This window comes from Alloprevotella sp. oral taxon 473 str. F0040, from assembly GCF_000318095.2.
Taxonomy (GTDB): domain Bacteria; phylum Bacteroidota; class Bacteroidia; order Bacteroidales; family Bacteroidaceae; genus Alloprevotella.
Map to the genome: position 1 here is coordinate 18,012 of NZ_KB290722.1, position 16,821 is coordinate 34,832.

A 16,821-nucleotide genomic window follows, 5' to 3' on the forward strand; every position below is an offset into this window, starting at 1 on the left:
TCTTAGAGTATTAAATATCAACTAATAGCATCAATATGGACAACAATCACATGGACGACTATGTGCTAGTCTTGGAAGACCGCACAGAGGTCAAAAATGAGGCGGAGGTAGGTAAACTTTCCGTAGTTTCAAACATCAATGAAAAGGGGAAACTCAAGACAGCCCCTGCCGAAGAAGCCAACCAAGGCGACTTCCTCAAATTCAATAGCAGAGATGGACTCTTGAAGAACTTCATGGAGAATTTTCTCAAACAGTTCAATGAGCCCAAGCGTTTTGGCTTGTACAAGGTGCTTGCTGACAATGTGGAACAAGGCGTGGCGAATCTCAAAACAATGCTGCAAAACAAGCAAAATCCCGACAATCAGCAGAAGATAAAAGACATTCAGCTCGATTTCGAAGATTACCTTCCTCAGCAGAAGAATGCCACAGCCATCAATCCCGAACGAGTAGACTGGAAGATGCTTGAAACCTTGGGACTTTCTAAAGAAAAACTCGAACAGAACGGCGAACTCGACAAAATGCTCAATTGGCAGAAAACCAATCTTTTGCCGATTGCCATTCCCGTAGGAGAAACCACCATCCACACCGAAGCACGCCTTGCGTTCCGAACAGATGAAGAAGGGAAAATATCACTTGCCGTTCATTCCCTAAGAAAAGAACCGCAACTCGACTTTCCCTATATGGGACACAAGTTCTCGAACGAGGAAAAAGAAAACCTTTTGGCAACGGGAAATTTGGGTAAAACCATTGAAGTAACGCCCAAGAGTGGCGAGCCTTTCTCAGCCTATGTTTCCATTGACCCACAGACGAATGAAGTTATCGCTTTGCGTGCCGACAGAGTGTCTATTCCCAAGGAGATAAAGGGGGTAACGCTCTCAGACCAGCAATACAAAGACCTCATAGAAGGCAAGGCTGTGAAGGTAGAAGGGATGACTTCTAAGAACGGCAAATCCTTTGACGCTACACTCCAAGTCAATGCCGAGAAGAAAGGCATCGAATTTATCTTTGGTGACAAGAAGAGTTTGCAGGAGCGCAAGGCACAACACCAAGAACAAGGACAAAAGCAAGGCGGAATTCCACGTAAGCTCTGTGGACTCACCCTCTCCGATAAACAGCGCGAATCCTTGAATGCAGGCAGCACGCTCTATCTCAAGAATATGGTAGACAAGGAGGGCAAGAGCATCTATGCCTATGTCCGTATGGACAAAGAACAGAATAGACCTCGCTTCTATAAATGGAATCCTGACAAGAAGCAAGACAAGGGTAAGGTTGAAGCCGTAGCCGAAGAGAATAAAACTCAAGTTGCGGTCAATAACCACGGCAAGACCAATGAAGCCACGAAAGACCTCAAAGAACCACTCAAATCCCAACAAACCCAACCTACGGAAGCGCAGCAAGCCAAGCAAGAACAAAAAGCAAAGCGCGGCCGCAAGATGTGAATAATAAATAAAATAATAAATAAAATAAGCTATGACAACCTGTATCATTGCTGAAAAGCCCTCCGTGGCGCGTGACATCGCGCGTATTGTTGGCGCAAATCGTCGAGAAGACGGCTTTCTTGAAGGAGCAGACTACCTTGTCACTTGGGCATTCGGTCATCTCATCACCTTGTCAATGCCCGAACAATATGGCTATGGAGCTTACAAAGCCGAAGAACTCCCCATCGTTCCACAGCCTTTCCAGCTCATGGTGCGCCAAATCCGCAAAGGCAAAGACTTTGAAGACGACCCAACCGCTCTCAAGCAACTCAAAATCATCCGTTCCTGTTTTGTAAAAAGCGACCAAATCATCGTAGCCACCGATGCTGGACGAGAAGGAGAACTCATCTTCCGCTATATCTATGGCTATCTAGGTTGTCAAAAGCCCTTCCAGCGACTTTGGATTTCGTCCCTCACCGATAAAGCCATCCGAGAGGGACTCGCCCAACTCAAAGCCGGAAGCGCGTATGATGCCCTTTATCTAGCAGGCAAAGCACGCAGTGAAGCCGATTGGTTGGTCGGCATCAATGCCAGTCGAGCATTGTCCATCGCTCGACGCGGAGCCTATTCACTAGGTCGTGTGCAAACCCCCACACTAGCCATGATCTGCCGTCGGTATTTGGAGCACCAAGGATTCTCGTCCGTCCCCTTTTGGCGATTACAAGCCTTTGTGCAGAAAGACGGTGTCCTTCTTCAAAGCATTTGTACAGAAGATTTCGCAACCGAGGGAGAGGCACAGACCGCTTTTGCTACGCTAAGCCGTCAGTCCTCCTTGGTAGCCACCTCTGTCAGTCGCAAGGTGGCAGCAATGCCCCCAATGCCCAAGAAGAGCGCATGCAGATAGAACTAACTGATGGCACTCATCGCTTTGTCTGGCGCGGTAAACAAATTTTGTCGCAAGGATGGAAAGCCTATACTTCCCAAGGAGAGAAAACACAATCCGATGAAAGCGAAGAAGCCAAGGAAGAACTCCTCGCCGAGCTTCCCAATGTTCAAGAAGGTGAGAACCTCCCTCTTGACCACGGAGCAATTACGCAACATAAAACCAAGCCCAAGCCCTTGTTTACAGAAGCCACGTTGCTCTCTGCGATGGAAAATGCAGGACGAGAAATAGAAGATACAGATACTCGCAAAGCCATCAGTGACTGTGGCATCGGTACACCAGCCACGCGCGCTAGTATCATCGAAACCCTCCTACTTCGTGACTTTATCCGCAGAGAAAAGAAAACACTCCTCCCCACGGAAAAAGGCTTATCCGTTTATGGCATCGTCAAAGACCAACGCATCGCCAATGCTGAAATGACGGGTAATTGGGAACTCGCCCTCTCCGCCATCGAAGCAGGCAAAGCGTCTGCCGAGGACTTCTCTACACGCATCAAGGACTATACTGCTGAAATCTGTCGTGAACTCCTTGCTTTACAAATAGCGCAGCCCCAATATCCCACTTATCGTTGTCCGATGTGTGGTAAGGACACCGTGGGCATCTTCCCCAAGGTGGCGAAATGCAAGAGTGAAGGTTGCGATTTCCACGTCTTTCGTGAGATATGTGGCATCACCCTAACCGAAGCTCAGATGCAAGACCTCCTGACGACCAAGCGCACAACTCTCATCAAAGGTTTTCAGAGCAAAGCAGGTAAGAAATTCAATGCCCATCTCGTGCTTCGTGGCGATGGTTCCACCGCATTTGAGTTTGATAACACCACCTCTAAACCCAAAGGTAGGAAGTAAGCCATAAAAACGTGGGAGATTTCTTGAAAATAAGCCACATTTTTTTGGAAACAAGCCATCTTTTCTGCGCCCCCTTTCCTTATCCTTTATCCTTCATTCAATTCTCTCATTTCTTTACTATGTCTTACAACAAAAAAGCTGTATTAGCAGCCAACACAGCAGCCATAGGTCTTCTCCTTCGTTTAGAGAAAGAACAACGCAGCGCCACAGAGGAAGAACAAAAAGTACTGCGCTCCTATCAAGGTTTTGGCGGATTGAAGTGCATCTTAAACCGAACCGATCAACCCGAAGACATCCGCTATTGGTCAAAGTCCGAACAAGACCTCTTTGCCCCCACTTGCGCACTCAAACAACTCATCTATCGAGAAGCCCCCAGTGCCGATATGGCTAAACGCTATTGGGAAAGCATCAAGGCAAGCGTCCTCACCTCCTTTTATACCGACACACGCATCGTCAATGCCATTGCCGATTCTTTAGAGAAAACAGATGTAACCTTTCGCACTTGCCTAGACCCTTCCTTAGGAATGGGGGCATTTGCCGAAACCCTCGCCCCACACGTAGGTCGGGTAGACGCCTTTGAAAAAGATTTGCTCACCGCACGCATAGCCCAAAGTCTACATCCCCTAGGGCAAAGTACCATCTTTGTACAACAAGCCCCCTTTGAAAGTCTTGAAGAACGCGCAGAAGCCGACAAGTATGACCTTATCGCCAGCAATATCCCCTTTGGTGACTTTATGGTATACGATAGAGCTTACAACAAAGGACAAGATGTCATCAAGAAAGAATCCACACGCGCCATTCACAATTACTTTTTCATCAAAGGACTCGACAGCATTCGAGAAGGAGGAGTACTGGCTTTCATCACCTCACAAGGCTTATTGGATGCCCCACGCAATGAAGCCTTCCGCCGTTACTTGATGGATAATAGTAAACTCATTTCTGCGATTCGCCTGCCCGGAGGAATGTTCAGTGAAAATGCAGGCACAGAGGTAGGGAGCGACCTCATAGTCTTGCAAAAACAAAGTGGAAAAGGCATTGCAACATCTGATGAAGAAAAGTTTGTACAGACCGTTGCAGTTCCCAAAGGCGATGGTTTCTCAATGGCATTCACACACAGTGCTCTCTTTGAAGGCAGTTGGGAAGACATCCAATCGCACACCATCGCCACTACTCGAGCAATGGGAACAGACCCTTATGGCAAACCCACGTGGGAGTATCAATTTGAGGGAGGAATTCAAGAAATGGCTGACAGTCTGCGTGAACAACTCTCACACGATATAGAAGAACGATTTGATCGCAGACTCTATCACACAGGCGTTGCGATGAGTGAAGAAGAACGCCAAGCCGAAGCCGAAAAGAAACTGCGAAAACTGGGTGTGACCGCAGGATTGTCAGGGCAGAAAGAAAAGAAGGAACAATCAACTCCACAAGAAGAAAAGGAAGTGAACGATGCCTACAACCTGATGCCCAAGGCCATTCAAAAGCAATTGCCCAAACTCTATTCAACACAAAAGGAATTGATTGGAGATAAAACCGCTTATGCGCGCTACTTCTTTCCGATGGGAGCTTATACCGCCTATATATTAGAATACGACCCCAAGACCCGAATAGGTTTTGGAGCCGTAACGATGGGTTACGGTTGGGAACTTGGAAATATGTCGCTCGATGAAATGCAAGAAGTGAAGGTACACGGCTTGGGTATAGAACGAGATCTCTATTTCACGCCCTGCAAACTCCACGAAATAGAAGAACTAGAAGACTTGGTGCAAGGACAATTTACCAAGGAAAAAGAACAGATAGAAGAAGCTATTGCGGAGGAAATAAAGGAAGATACAAAGGAGCAGGAAGAAGTTTCTACAAACATACGAGAAACATCCATACCCGAAGAACCCGCTCCCGAAGGTGTGCCTACATTAACTCTATTCCATCAATATGAAGAGAAAGCAGAGAAGCGACCAGACGTGGAAGCCCCACGCGAGATGAATGGGCAAACGGTTTATTTCGATGACGAACACCATCCCATTGTAGAAAACAACAATGATCAGGAGTATCTGCTCTTTGCTCCCGAGGAATACACGCTGTGGACACAAGAAGTAGAGCGCGTCAGTGCAGAACTAAAAGCCAATACCCCCAAGAGGGCAACTGCTAAGACGCAAACAAAGTCAAAGACAAAAACACAGACAACCGCTAAGTCCGGGAAAGCCACGCAAAGCACAACTTCCGAGCCTTCGCTTTTTGATTTTGTCAATGAAGACTCCACGCTGAAACCACAGCCCATAGCGGAGGTGAAGCAAATCTTTGATGCCAATCCCCGACCATTTCTTTCTGCCCCCGACAGTCACCTGCGTGATGGCTCAATTGTGGTGCAGAAAGGACAAGTGGGCTTTCTCTCCGATCTCAAGCGACAACCCACCTTTCACCCAATGGATTTGCCCCTCACGCAAATCACACGTCTGAAAGCCTATGTGGAAATTCGTGAGTGCTACCACCGTCTCTACGACTATGAAGCCACCAACCACGCAGAAGATAAAGAAGAGCGTGAGAAACTCAATCGCTTGTACGATAACTTCGTAGCACGCTGGGGAGCACTCAACAACAAAGCCAATACCGACCTCATCAAGATGGATGCCACGGGAGTAGAAATGCTATTTCTGGAGCGTTCCGAACAGGGGAAGTACACCAAAGCCGACATCTTCGACCATCCCACAGCCTTTTCAACCTCAGAACTCACCATTGCTTCCGACCCCTTGGAAGCACTTGGTGCATCCCTCAACAAATATGGCAGTGTAGAACTCAGTTATATGTCTTCGCTGCTCCCCGAGATGGAAGAAAGCGATATCATCTCCGCTCTCGAGGGACGCATCTACTATAACCCAGAAATCGAAGGTTATGAAGTGGCAGACAAATTCATCTCAGGCAATGTCGTCGAAAAAGCAGAGCGCATCAGTTCTTGGCTCTTAGACCATCCCGACCATGAAGAAGCCCAACAGAGTTTAGCCGCCCTCATAGCCGCCAAACCCACTCCCATTCCCTTTGCAGAATTGGACTTTAACCTTGGTGAACGTTGGATACCCGCAGGTGTTTATGGACAATTTGCCACAGAGTTTTTCGATACAGACCTAAGAGTAGGCTATCATCCCAATATGGACGAGTATACCATCGGTTGCGACCACAAGAACGGTGATATCTTGCACAAGTATGCCGTGCAGGGAGAGTTTCGCAAATACGATGGTTTGCATCTGCTCAAACACGCCTTGCACAACACCATTCCCGACATTAGCAAAAGCAAAGAAGTCATCGACCCCCTCACCGGAGAAGAACGCACCATCAAAGTGCGTGATGGAGAGAAAATCCAACAAGCCAATAGCAAGATTGAGGAAATCAGACAAGGATTTGTGGATTGGTTAGGTAGACGTCCCGACAGTTTCAAAGAACAGCTGGTTCATCGCTACAATGAACTCTTTAATTGCTTTGTTCGTCCGAACTTTGATGGTGGACATCAGAGTTTTCCAAATTTAGACCTCAAACGATTAGGCATCCCTGACTTATACAAAAGTCAGAAAGACGCGGTTTGGATGCTCAAAACCAATGGCGGAGGCATCTGCGACCACGAAGTAGGAGCAGGAAAGACCCTCATTATGTGTACAGCAGCCTATGAAATGAAGCGATTAGGAATAGCCAACAAGCCCATGATTATAGGACTCAAAGCCAATGTCTTTGATATTGCCGATACTTTCAGAAAGGCATACCCCAATGCGCGCATACTCTATCCGGGTAAAGACGATTTTACCAAGCAAAACCGCCAGCGCATCTTTGCCGACATCAAGAACAATGATTGGGATTGTATCATCTTGACCCACGAACAATTCGGAATGATTCCGCAGGCTTTAGAGGTGCAAGAAGCCATATTCCAAAAGGAAAAAGACTCCATAGAGGAGAATTTAGAGGTTTTGCGCAGAGAAGGCAAGGACATTTCCAAAGCGATGCTCAAAGGCTTAGAGAAACGCAAACAGACGCTCGAAGTAAAACTGCACGAGATACAAGACAGTATCACCGAACGAAAGGATGATGCGGTGGATTTTAAGATGATGGGCATCGACCACCTCTTTGTAGACGAAAGTCATCAGTTCAAAAACTTGATGTTCAACACTCGACACGACCGTGTTTCGGGACTTGGCAATCCCGATGGTTCTCAGCGCGCACTCAATATGCTCTTTGCCATTCGCACCATTCAAGAACGCTCGGGTAAGGATTTGGGGGCAACATTTCTTAGTGGAACGACAATCAGTAACTCACTAACGGAACTCTATCTCCTCTTCAAATACTTGCGTCCACAAGCTCTCGAGAAGCAAGGCATCAACAGCTTTGACGCGTGGGCAGCCGTCTTTGCCAAGAAGAGTACCGACTACGAATTCTCCATCACCAACGAAATCATTCAGAAGGAACGCTTCCGCACCTTCATTAAAGTACCTGAGCTGGCGAGTTTCTATGCGGAGATTTGCGATTTCCGTACGGCTAAAGACATTGGTATCGACAGACCCGAAAAGAATGAGATACTACATAACATTCCGCCCACACCTGAGCAAGAAGAATTTATCAAGAAGTTGATGGAATTTGCGCGCTCGGGAGATGCAACGCTTTTGGACAGAGAACCCTTGAGTCAAAAAGAAGAAAAAGCAAAGATGCTTATCGCCACGGACTACGCCCGCAAGATGAGCTTAGACTTGCGCATGATAAACGAAAGCAAGTATAGTGACCACATTGATAACAAGGCATCTCACTGCGCCAAGATGCTCAATGACTACTACCAAAAATACAAGGAGCAGAAAGGAACGCAGTTTGTCTTCTCAGATTTGGGAACATACAAGGCTGGAGAATGGAACGTGTATTCAGAAATCAAGCGCAAACTAGTAGAAGACTACAACATTCCAGCCCACGAAATTCGATTTATCCAAGAATGCAAGAATGAGAGAGCCAAGAAAGCGATGGTAGATGCGATGAATCGTGGAGACATCCGCATCATCTTTGGTTCAACTTCTATGCTCGGTACGGGAGTAAATGCGCAACAACGTGCCGTAGCCATCCACCATTTGGATACCCCTTGGGTGCGACATGAAGTCGCATAGATAATTGTTAGAATGATACTTACGAGTATCAGCTTTAACCCGCTGTTCCGTCAGCGGTAGCCTACCGACCGATGCACCTTAATGCTGTATTAAGCGGTTGGGACAAAGTACACTTTCGTAAGACGAGACAGCACCGTGAGGGAAAGTCAAGTACGGTTAGTATCATACCGTAGAGTGGCGAGGCTGGATAGTATGGTTAGCGTAAGCGAACTGTTAGTAAACTTCGTAATGTCACGAAAGAGTGTAAGATACTGATACACTCTCCCCAAAGGGGAAGCGGTCGGCTAATCCTCTCCATGGTAGGATTACACGGACACAAGCACCGCCGGAGGATGAGACAGAACCTAACCTATCCGTCAGTTATCTATGTGGAACATGGTAAGCCTGTATATCTCCTGTCATACAGATTGATAGGTAAGCAGACAGTAATGAACGCTGAATGGTATGCAGGTATAAGATAACAGAAAAAGCGAATGCCGTTCTGTAATGGAACGGATACGGATTGAGTCGACATCACGAGCTGGTGCAGACAACATCATCCGACACGAAAGTGGGCAGACTTCTGTGACGACATTCGGAAGGCAAGCAAGTCGAGTGTTGTCAAATGGTGATTCTTTACAATTAACTTTTAGAACTTTCAAAAGAAGGAAAGCAAATGAACGAGAACAAAACATCGTGTGCACCTGCTGACAATCAGCAAACGCTTTGGGACAGCATTGACTGGACTAAGGCAGAGCTGTCTGTTAGAAAGCTACAAGCACGTATTGTAAAGGCTCAAAAGGACGGCAAACACAACAAGGTGAAATCCTTGCAGTGGACGCTGACCCACTCTTTTTACGCAAAAGCCTTAGCCGTAAAGAGGGTTACTTCTAACGGAGGGGGTAATACCCCTGGGGTTGACATGGAAACATGGGAGAAACCCGAAACAAAAATGCAAGCAATAAACGACCTCAGACGCAGAGGCTATCAGCCGAAGCCCTTGAGAAGAGTTCACATCAAAAAGAGTAATGGCAAACTGCGCCCATTGGGAATACCTACATTAAAAGACAGAGCCATGCAAGCACTCTACCTCATGGCATTGGAACCAGTAGCTGAGACGACTGCCGATACTCGTTCATACGGATTCCGTAAGGAACGTCGTTGTATGGATGCAGTAACGCAATGTCATAATATCCTTCGAAAAGGCTATTCTCCCGAATGGATTTTGGAAGGGGATATAAAAGGGTGCTTTGACCATATCAGCCATGAATGGTTACTCGTCAACATTCCGATGGATAAGGCGATGCTCCGAAAATGGTTGAAATGTGGCTATATCTTTAATAAACAGATGTTCCCGACAGAGGAGGGTACACCTCAAGGTGGTATAATCTCTCCCACGCTTGCCAATATGACATTAGACGGATTGCAGAAAGTTCTCGCAGAGAGATATAAAAGAAGAACCATAAAAGGGGAACATTATTCTCCAATGGTGAATCTGGTACGTTATGCCGATGACTTTATCATCACTTGTGAGAACAGAGAAACGCTTGAAAACGAAATCAAGCCTTTGGTAGCCGAGTTCATGGCGGAAAGAGGGCTTACCCTGTCTGAAGAAAAGACGGTGATAACCAACATTCGTGACGGGTTCGATTTTCTTGGTTTTAATATCCGCAAATACGGCAATGAAATATTGACCAAGCCGACCAAGAAAGCCGAAAAACGCTTTATGGAGAATATCCGTAAGGTGATAAAAGGCAATAAGGGTTGTAAGCAGGAGTCTTTAATCAGAATGTTGAACGCTAAAATCCGAGGTTGGGGAGCTTATTATCAGCATGGTGCAACGCGTGATTCTTTTCACAGAATTGACCATCAAATATTCCTCTCCCTATGGCAATGGGCTAAACGTCGCCATTCCAAGAAAGGGAAGCGATGGATTAAAGACCGTTATTGGCATAACATCCGAGGTAATAGTTGGACATTTGCTGCCAAGTTCAAGAAGTCAAATGGGAAGGATGACCAGCTAACATTGCTGACGCTCTCGTCTTCATTCCCTTTCCTGCCATATACGCAGATAAAAGGAGATATGAATCCGTTTGACGTGGACTGTCGTTTATACTTCAACCAAAGAATGAAGTCGAAAATGCTTGTTTCACTGAAAGGGCGTAAGTCTTTGCTTTACCTATGGGAAAAGCAGGGGAGAATATGTCCAATATGTGGTGAGCCGATAAACACGTACAAGGCATGGAATGTGATGCCTACCGTCCAAAACGGACGAAAATGCAACCTATTGGTTCATGACGAATGTTTCAAATTATCCCGCAAATCCAATGACAACAACAAGAAGTAATATGAGCCGGTCTCTATATAAGAATAGAGATTTAGAAAAGCTTGAGCCGTATGAGGGGAAACTCTCACGTACGGTTCTGAGGGGGGAAGAGGGCAGTAATGCCCTTGACCTACCCGATCGACCTTCAGACCTTGAGCAGCGCAACGGACGAGCCGTGCGTAAGGGAAACCTCATCGCCAAAGAGTTTGCCGATAATAAAGTAGATGTAATCATCTATGCCGTGGAGCGGTCATTGGATAGCTATAAATTCAATCTGCTGCACAACAAGCAGCTTTTCATCAATCAATTGAAAAGTAACACCCTTGGCGCAAGAACCATTGATGAAGGCTCGATGGATGAAGACAGCGGAATGAATTTCTCCGAATACGTAGCTGTACTTTCAGGGAATACTGACCTGCTAGAAAAGGCAAAGCTCGACAAGAAGATTACAGCTATGGAATCAGAGCGCAAAAACTTTATGAAGGAACGCGATTCGGCTTCGGGAAAACTTTGCGAACTTCAATATTCTGTGGATTTCCATTCCTCACGTGTGGCAGAAGCCCAGAATGACCTCGCACAATTTGAGAAACGCGTGGTGCGAGATGGCGAAGGTAATGCGGTCAATAAACTAGAAATCAATGGTGTTTCGGACAGTAGCGATATGAAGGCAGTGGCTGCGCGCTTGCAGGAAATAGCCGAAAAGGCTCGCACGGAAGGAGAGTATCACAAGATTGGTACGATTTATGGTTTTGACATCTTGGTGAAAACAGAGAGTTCGATGAAAGACCTTTTCCAAGGCTCTGTTAATCGTTTCTTTGTCAAAGGAGAGGGTAGTATTCTCTATACGCACAACAACGGCAAATTAGCCAGTGACCCCAAACTAGCTTGTCAGAACTTCCTCTCTGCACTCGAGCGCATACCGAAAGTCATTGCCACTCACGAAAAAGAACTTGCCAAGGCGACAAAAGACATTGACGTCTACAAAGCCATCTCCACCGGAGTTTGGAATAAGGAGGATGAGCTGCGCAGCATCAAAGCCCAAGCTGCCGAGCTTGACCGAAAGATTGCGCTAACCCACAATCCTCCCTCGGAAGAGAATGTAGCGAAAGAAGGGGAACAGACAAGGAACATGCAGGAGCAGAGCGGACAGCACCAGAGCATCGGAAATGGGAATACCGCTGGTTCTCCATTGGATGCTTCAAAGACTTTCAAGTCTGCTTCCAACTACGCTCAATCTTTTACTCCACAAAAGGAGGAGAAACAAGATATCATGAGCAAAGTAGTGTTCAGTAGACCAAAGATGAGATAGTGTTTCCCCCTTTTTTCTCTTCTAAGCCCTTATAAAATAAAAAACGCCCCTCAAGTATGCTGTCTTTCGACAGCCTGAGGGGCTTATTATCGTTGAGTTATAGAACTGTCTATCCTTAAATCTGATGCAAAAGTACTACTTTCTTTTGAACTGGCAAAGCTTTTAGCTGAGATTTTGGTTATTACTCCCAGATTTTCTCATTCATCCAGTCGTATGGAAATCCCATTGCATCAAGAGATACGACTTCGCCGTATTCAGCAAGTAGTGCTTTAAATCGCTGCTTAAAAGTAGAAGTTGGGTTGATTGTTTGCAGGAGATAATTCAACATACACAAGAAGTAATATATTCTACTTCTGTTTACTGTATCAGGCTTGCTAATCCACACATGCTTCTTAGGGAACTTAAGCACCTTAGGGGTAATATCTAATTCTCTATTCCAAAGTCTTGCATGATGAGCACAGATATTACGTACGTAATTGATAGTATGAAGCCAAGAGCAAAAAATATCTGGTGGCAGAGAGAAATAGTCTGCAATCTCAGTTTTGTCAGAACGTTTCTTCAGTTCTGTACAAATCCTAGATAGATGATTGAAGTACATAACTTCAACACTCATCCAAGAAGGAGGATTCTCTGGACTATCATATTTGCTACAATAATGCTGAATAAATTCTTCTGCCTTATTATTGTTCAGCTGTTCCTTGATATGTCTTTGAATGTCCACATAGACATCTTTTACGACTTCTCTTCCATCTCGTAGAGTAATTTTCTTCGGCGAATTGAATATGTTCTTATTATCTTGCCAATGAGAACCATACTTATGGCTAAGTTGATAGATAATCTGAGTACGTATAGCAACCTCAAGACGTTCTATGGCATCAAACACCAATAGTCGCAGCTTTCTATCAAACACATATAAGCTATACACCCTATCCCAAGTAGTTCCAGGGATAAAATCATCTAGAATTACCTCATTGGCGATTTGTTTATATGGACGCATATAAGCACTTAGACGATAATAGCTAATGTTAGAGAGATGACGTTCTGCACGTTTCTTATCGGGGATAAGAAGTCCTCTTGAGATCAAAAGTTCTACTTGCTCAGCATAGGTCAATGGCGGTTTGTTGTAGACTCCCATATATTAGAATTTAGATACAAAGGTACGAAGTTCTGATGGATTCTTTATAAGTTAGTCCTAGGAAAATGCGATTACTTGCTATTTCCTTACCACTCATCTCTCCGTGTAAGCATATTATCTACCTCTCCCCGCAAAAATAGCAAGCGACCATTAGCTTTGAGATAGGGAATCTTTCCTTGCGACACCCAGTTGTATATGGTCTTCTGCTCAACTTTGAGGAGCTTAGAAACATCAATGACGTCGAGGTACTCTGGTCTGAGAGGTGGATGAACAGTAGTTGCGTGTTCTTGTGCTTGCAATGAAACCAACTCATCAAGTTTAAGTTCCATCTGCAAGAGCTTCTGAAACAAATTCCGAAATTGTTCTTCGGTATAATGTGGATCTAGATAAGGCATGTCTTTCTTTGTTGATAGTTTCCTTGGCTATCCTGAATGAGGATACCTTGTTCCTTCATATAAGCAATATACTTTTTAGCTGTACGGTCTTTAATGTCGAGTTCTCGCATCAAAATCTCACAGAGCTGTTGGTAAGAAAGACGTGTTGCAGAGCGAAAAGCATCACGAATAACTGCGTGGAGTTCGTTGCTCTTTCGTTTATCCTTGTCTTCCTTAGACTTCTCTCCTCGATAAACGTGCATATCGAGAGCTTTGTCCCAGCCAAATAGCGTCATAGGTACGTCTAATGGACTTCCATCACGCACTTTCAAGGCTTTCACTACCGAGTATTCAGGGTTTTCATCTTTCTCAATGGAGAGAATGCCAGCTGCCTTTCGTTGCAACTCAGAACCGATATGCCCCCTCAGCTTGATACCATTCGGCACAAAGTGAAGCACACAGATAATGCACGTGTTGTAAATACCTGCTAAACGGTAGAGTTCATCGACAATGGCGATGCTCTCTGTTTCATCATTAGCGGAGCGAATGAGATCGGCTATGCCGTCAATAACTACGAGATGTATTCCCCCATGTTTGTGATGGAACAAGTCCATACTTTCACGAATGAGTTTTAGTCTGTCCTTTCGAGAGAGAGAAGCGAGATAAAGCGAATGATAAAAATCGGGAACACTCGTGAGAGATGCTCTCCGAAGTGTCTTGCCTAGATTTTTGTGGAGTTGCGCCTCTGATTGCTCGGTATCATAATGAAGCACTGCCAAGCCCCTGGGATTGGGTGTTACCTCAAGCCCTAGCGTTTGTTCTGCCTTCAATCGTTCAGCTCCTAACGTGCCAGCAAGTATAGCTGCGATGTAGTTACTTTTGCCTGTTCCTTCTCCTCCAGTGATACAGAAGAGATTGTCTTGTGTTCCAAGGGGAACTCCATTAACGGCTATCACCGACTTCGATGCATCAGGTGGATTATCATAGTCTATTTCACACGAACGTAGCATCATCATAGTTTGCGTGTACATTTGAGAGAAAAACTTATCGAGCAACTTACGAAAGTCCTCTTCCTCATTACCTAGTGCAAAGTAGTCGGATATATCCTTTTCCGTCTTTGTCCCTTTTAGTGGTAATTGAAGCTGTTGTACCTTGTAAGCCTCTAGCAGATTTACTTGTCTATCAGATTCTCTTATCCCTGTCTCATCCGTATCATAGAGTAAGATAATGTGTCGAAAGCGTAGCTGTAAACTCTCTATGATATTCTCTGGTATTTGTGCTGTTTCACTATTAAAGCATATCGCATGGAAGTGATGAGCAGAGAGGGACAGAACATCCTTTTCTCCTCCAGTGATAAAGAGTATATCTCCTTTACTTGGAATTTGTTCCATTCCGAAGCTGTAAGTATTGGGCATTTGCCCACCATAGAGAAAACGCATCTTTGGACTATTGGGGCGATAGATTTTGATGTATCCATTTCCTATATACGCAAATATGGGTTCTGTCGGTGTAGCCCTGATTTCAAATTGTTTTCCCTCTCTAGTTTGACTAGAATAGCTTTTTAGAGCACGAACCCGAAACCGCCTCAATGTTTCCTCATAAATGCCATAATGAGCCCAATAAGCAAGAAGTGCAGCATCGAAAGGTTGTATCTCAAAACTATAAGGTAGCTCATCAGCCTTTTCTACATGTTTTGTTTGGCATTGAAGAGAGACAGGGGCTGCCGGTTTCATTTTTGTTGAAACAAACTTGTGCAGTTGCTTAACCTCATCTAGAATACAAAGATCTAGGTCTTGGGCTTATCGTTTGGAGTAGCTCTGGAAAACTAGTCTTAAGGTCTATGCCTCTCAACTCGGATACGAACCAGAAGCAATCCCCCGCATAGGAGGGATTGCCATGGTCATAGTACTTATAAGTCGAGGACCTTTTGTCATAATAGATATGGCAAGAAGCTCGCTTATCATCGTAGAACGGACTACGAAAGTTACGATGCAGATTGACCTCGAAGCCTAGATAATGACAGAAGACTCTTAGTCCTCCATCTGTTAATGCTAGTATTCGTTCTTTGTCCATCATGGTTCGTCTTTTTGTTCTAAACTAAGGCAGTTGCAGAGAATCAGTTTATCCTTGTAACGAAGTAGGCGCTCCAACAATTCGTCATTGCGCATACCCGATATGCGTAGACGATTGCATCGAGCGCAGATGAGTAGTGACTTATAGAAGTAACGAACATCTCCACTCTCTGTATAGCGGAAGCGAACAATATTCTTTTTACGCCAACGGTATAAGGTTGATTCTGATACATCCAAGGTATCAATGAGATCCTTGGTAGACATCTCGAGTTCATCGTCGATGTCTTGAAGCAAGTGCGTTGTGCGTTCAACGTACTGCTCAATTCGATTGAGACGGTCTATCAGGTCTTGGTAGACACTGCTTTCCATAGAGATTACTTCCATTACGTTAGGTGTGTTTTAGTAAAGTCAATATCATTACCCCCTTCTTTAAGAAGAAGGTCAATAAGACGATTGAAGGTTGCTTTGTTGTAGGCAGATATTTCAATCCTACCCACAAGTTTTGGTTGCTCATTTGCAAGTAGTGCAAGTACGTCGTAGCATGAGAGGTCTAGAAAGCTCGCATGCTCGAAAAGCTTGTCAGTACTTGGGAAATTTCCCTTAGACTCCCAGCGAGAGATTGTACTTGAGGAAACACCCAGTTTTCCAGCAAGATACTCTTGAGAGATGCCTTTTTCCAGGCGATTTTCTCTCAGAATCTGAAGTAACTTTTTCATATAGTCAAAGTTATAAACGCATCCTAGCTTGACCAACCCATATAATGCAAGTTTGTGCGCCCAATGCAAGAGGTCTTGCATCAGATGCAAAGTAAGTATTAGTAGGAATGCAATAGGGCTGGTATAAGATAAAGGGAGAACAGAATTTTGGCACAATAAAAGTTAGTTTTTTTACAACTACCAAGGAACACTGGTGCACGGTGCAAGACCCTTTATATATAAGGGCTTGCATCGTGCACCAGGCTGTGTAGCAGAAAAATCTGTAAATAATTATGAGAGAATACTTTGGTAAATGGTTCTATTTTATGTACCTTTGCACCAAAGAAAAGAGAGCTATTACGCTTTCAATAGCCCGTCAGAAAGGTAGTCATAAGGTAGTCAAAAAACTGCTACATAATTGCTACACTACCACTTGATTGAATTTGCTAAAGTTCTGTTATACAACGAAATAAGAGAGGAACGTTCCTTTCCCCCTCTCTCCGCAAAGTGGTGTCAAGATGACTTCAAAATGGTCGTCAAAACAGCCTTCAAAAAGCAGATAATCGTTGTAAGACTTATACTTACAACGATTTTTCTTT

9 protein-coding genes and 2 pseudogenes are annotated in these 16,821 nt (G+C 44.8%); 5 read left to right on the top strand and 6 right to left on the bottom strand.

Translation table 11 applies throughout. From position 1 onward, the window contains the following. Nucleotides 1-35 precede the first annotated feature (35 nt). The 5 genes and pseudogenes from HMPREF9999_RS09310 to HMPREF9999_RS09330 all read left to right on the top strand — a co-directional run bounded on the left by HMPREF9999_RS09310 (nt 36) and on the right by HMPREF9999_RS09330 (nt 11,946). Nucleotides 36-1,439 carry a DUF3945 domain-containing protein gene (locus HMPREF9999_RS09310; protein ID WP_009437848.1) on the top strand — a complete coding sequence of 468 codons (1,404 nt, stop codon included), beginning with the start codon at nt 36-38 and terminating at the stop codon, nt 1,437-1,439. 31 nt (nt 1,440-1,470) lie between these two features. After that, nucleotides 1,471-3,206: pseudogene (locus HMPREF9999_RS09315) on the top strand (DNA topoisomerase). A gap of 119 nt (nt 3,207-3,325) precedes the next feature. Beyond that, nucleotides 3,326-8,332: a DUF2958 domain-containing protein gene (locus tag HMPREF9999_RS09320; RefSeq protein ID WP_009437851.1), complete on the top strand. Its 5,007-nt coding sequence runs from the start codon at nt 3,326-3,328 to the stop codon at nt 8,330-8,332. 655 nt (nt 8,333-8,987) lie between these two features. After that, nucleotides 8,988-10,658, top strand: coding sequence for a group II intron reverse transcriptase/maturase (gene ltrA, locus HMPREF9999_RS09325; protein WP_009437852.1), 1,671 nt, complete (start codon nt 8,988-8,990; stop codon nt 10,656-10,658). 1 nt (nt 10,659) lies between these two features. Continuing rightward, a complete protein-coding gene (locus HMPREF9999_RS09330; protein WP_009437853.1) occupies nt 10,660-11,946 on the top strand; it encodes a hypothetical protein in 1,287 nt (428 codons plus the stop codon). Nucleotides 11,947-12,127: 181 nt separating this feature from the next. On the opposite strand, the gene HMPREF9999_RS09335 is transcribed toward HMPREF9999_RS09330, so the two are convergent. The 6 genes and pseudogenes from HMPREF9999_RS09335 to HMPREF9999_RS09355 all read right to left on the bottom strand — a co-directional run bounded on the left by HMPREF9999_RS09335 (nt 12,128) and on the right by HMPREF9999_RS09355 (nt 16,243). Continuing rightward, nucleotides 12,128-13,081, bottom strand: a complete 954-nt coding sequence (locus tag HMPREF9999_RS09335) for an Abi family protein (protein ID WP_009437854.1) — start codon at nt 13,079-13,081, stop codon at nt 12,128-12,130. A gap of 86 nt (nt 13,082-13,167) precedes the next feature. Next, complete coding sequence (locus tag HMPREF9999_RS09340) at nt 13,168-13,476, bottom strand: helix-turn-helix domain-containing protein (RefSeq protein ID WP_009437855.1); 309 nt, start codon at nt 13,474-13,476, stop codon at nt 13,168-13,170. Next, nucleotides 13,464-15,188 carry a bifunctional DNA primase/helicase gene (locus HMPREF9999_RS09345; RefSeq protein WP_009437856.1) on the bottom strand — a complete coding sequence of 575 codons (1,725 nt, stop codon included), beginning with the start codon at nt 15,186-15,188 and terminating at the stop codon, nt 13,464-13,466. The genes HMPREF9999_RS09340 and HMPREF9999_RS09345 overlap by 13 nt, the downstream gene beginning before the upstream one ends. A gap of 48 nt (nt 15,189-15,236) precedes the next feature. Then, nucleotides 15,237-15,531, bottom strand: a pseudogene (locus HMPREF9999_RS10870) (bifunctional DNA primase/helicase); the annotation flags it as partial. Then, nucleotides 15,528-15,911: a MerR family transcriptional regulator gene (locus HMPREF9999_RS09350; protein ID WP_009437858.1), complete on the bottom strand. Its 384-nt coding sequence runs from the start codon at nt 15,909-15,911 to the stop codon at nt 15,528-15,530. The gene HMPREF9999_RS09350 and the pseudogene HMPREF9999_RS10870, both read right to left, overlap by 4 nt. Then, entirely contained in the window at nt 15,911-16,243 is a 333-nt protein-coding gene (locus HMPREF9999_RS09355; RefSeq protein ID WP_044063463.1) for a helix-turn-helix domain-containing protein, read from the bottom strand. The genes HMPREF9999_RS09350 and HMPREF9999_RS09355 overlap by 1 nt, the downstream gene beginning before the upstream one ends. Between the last annotated feature and the right edge of the window lie 578 nt (nt 16,244-16,821).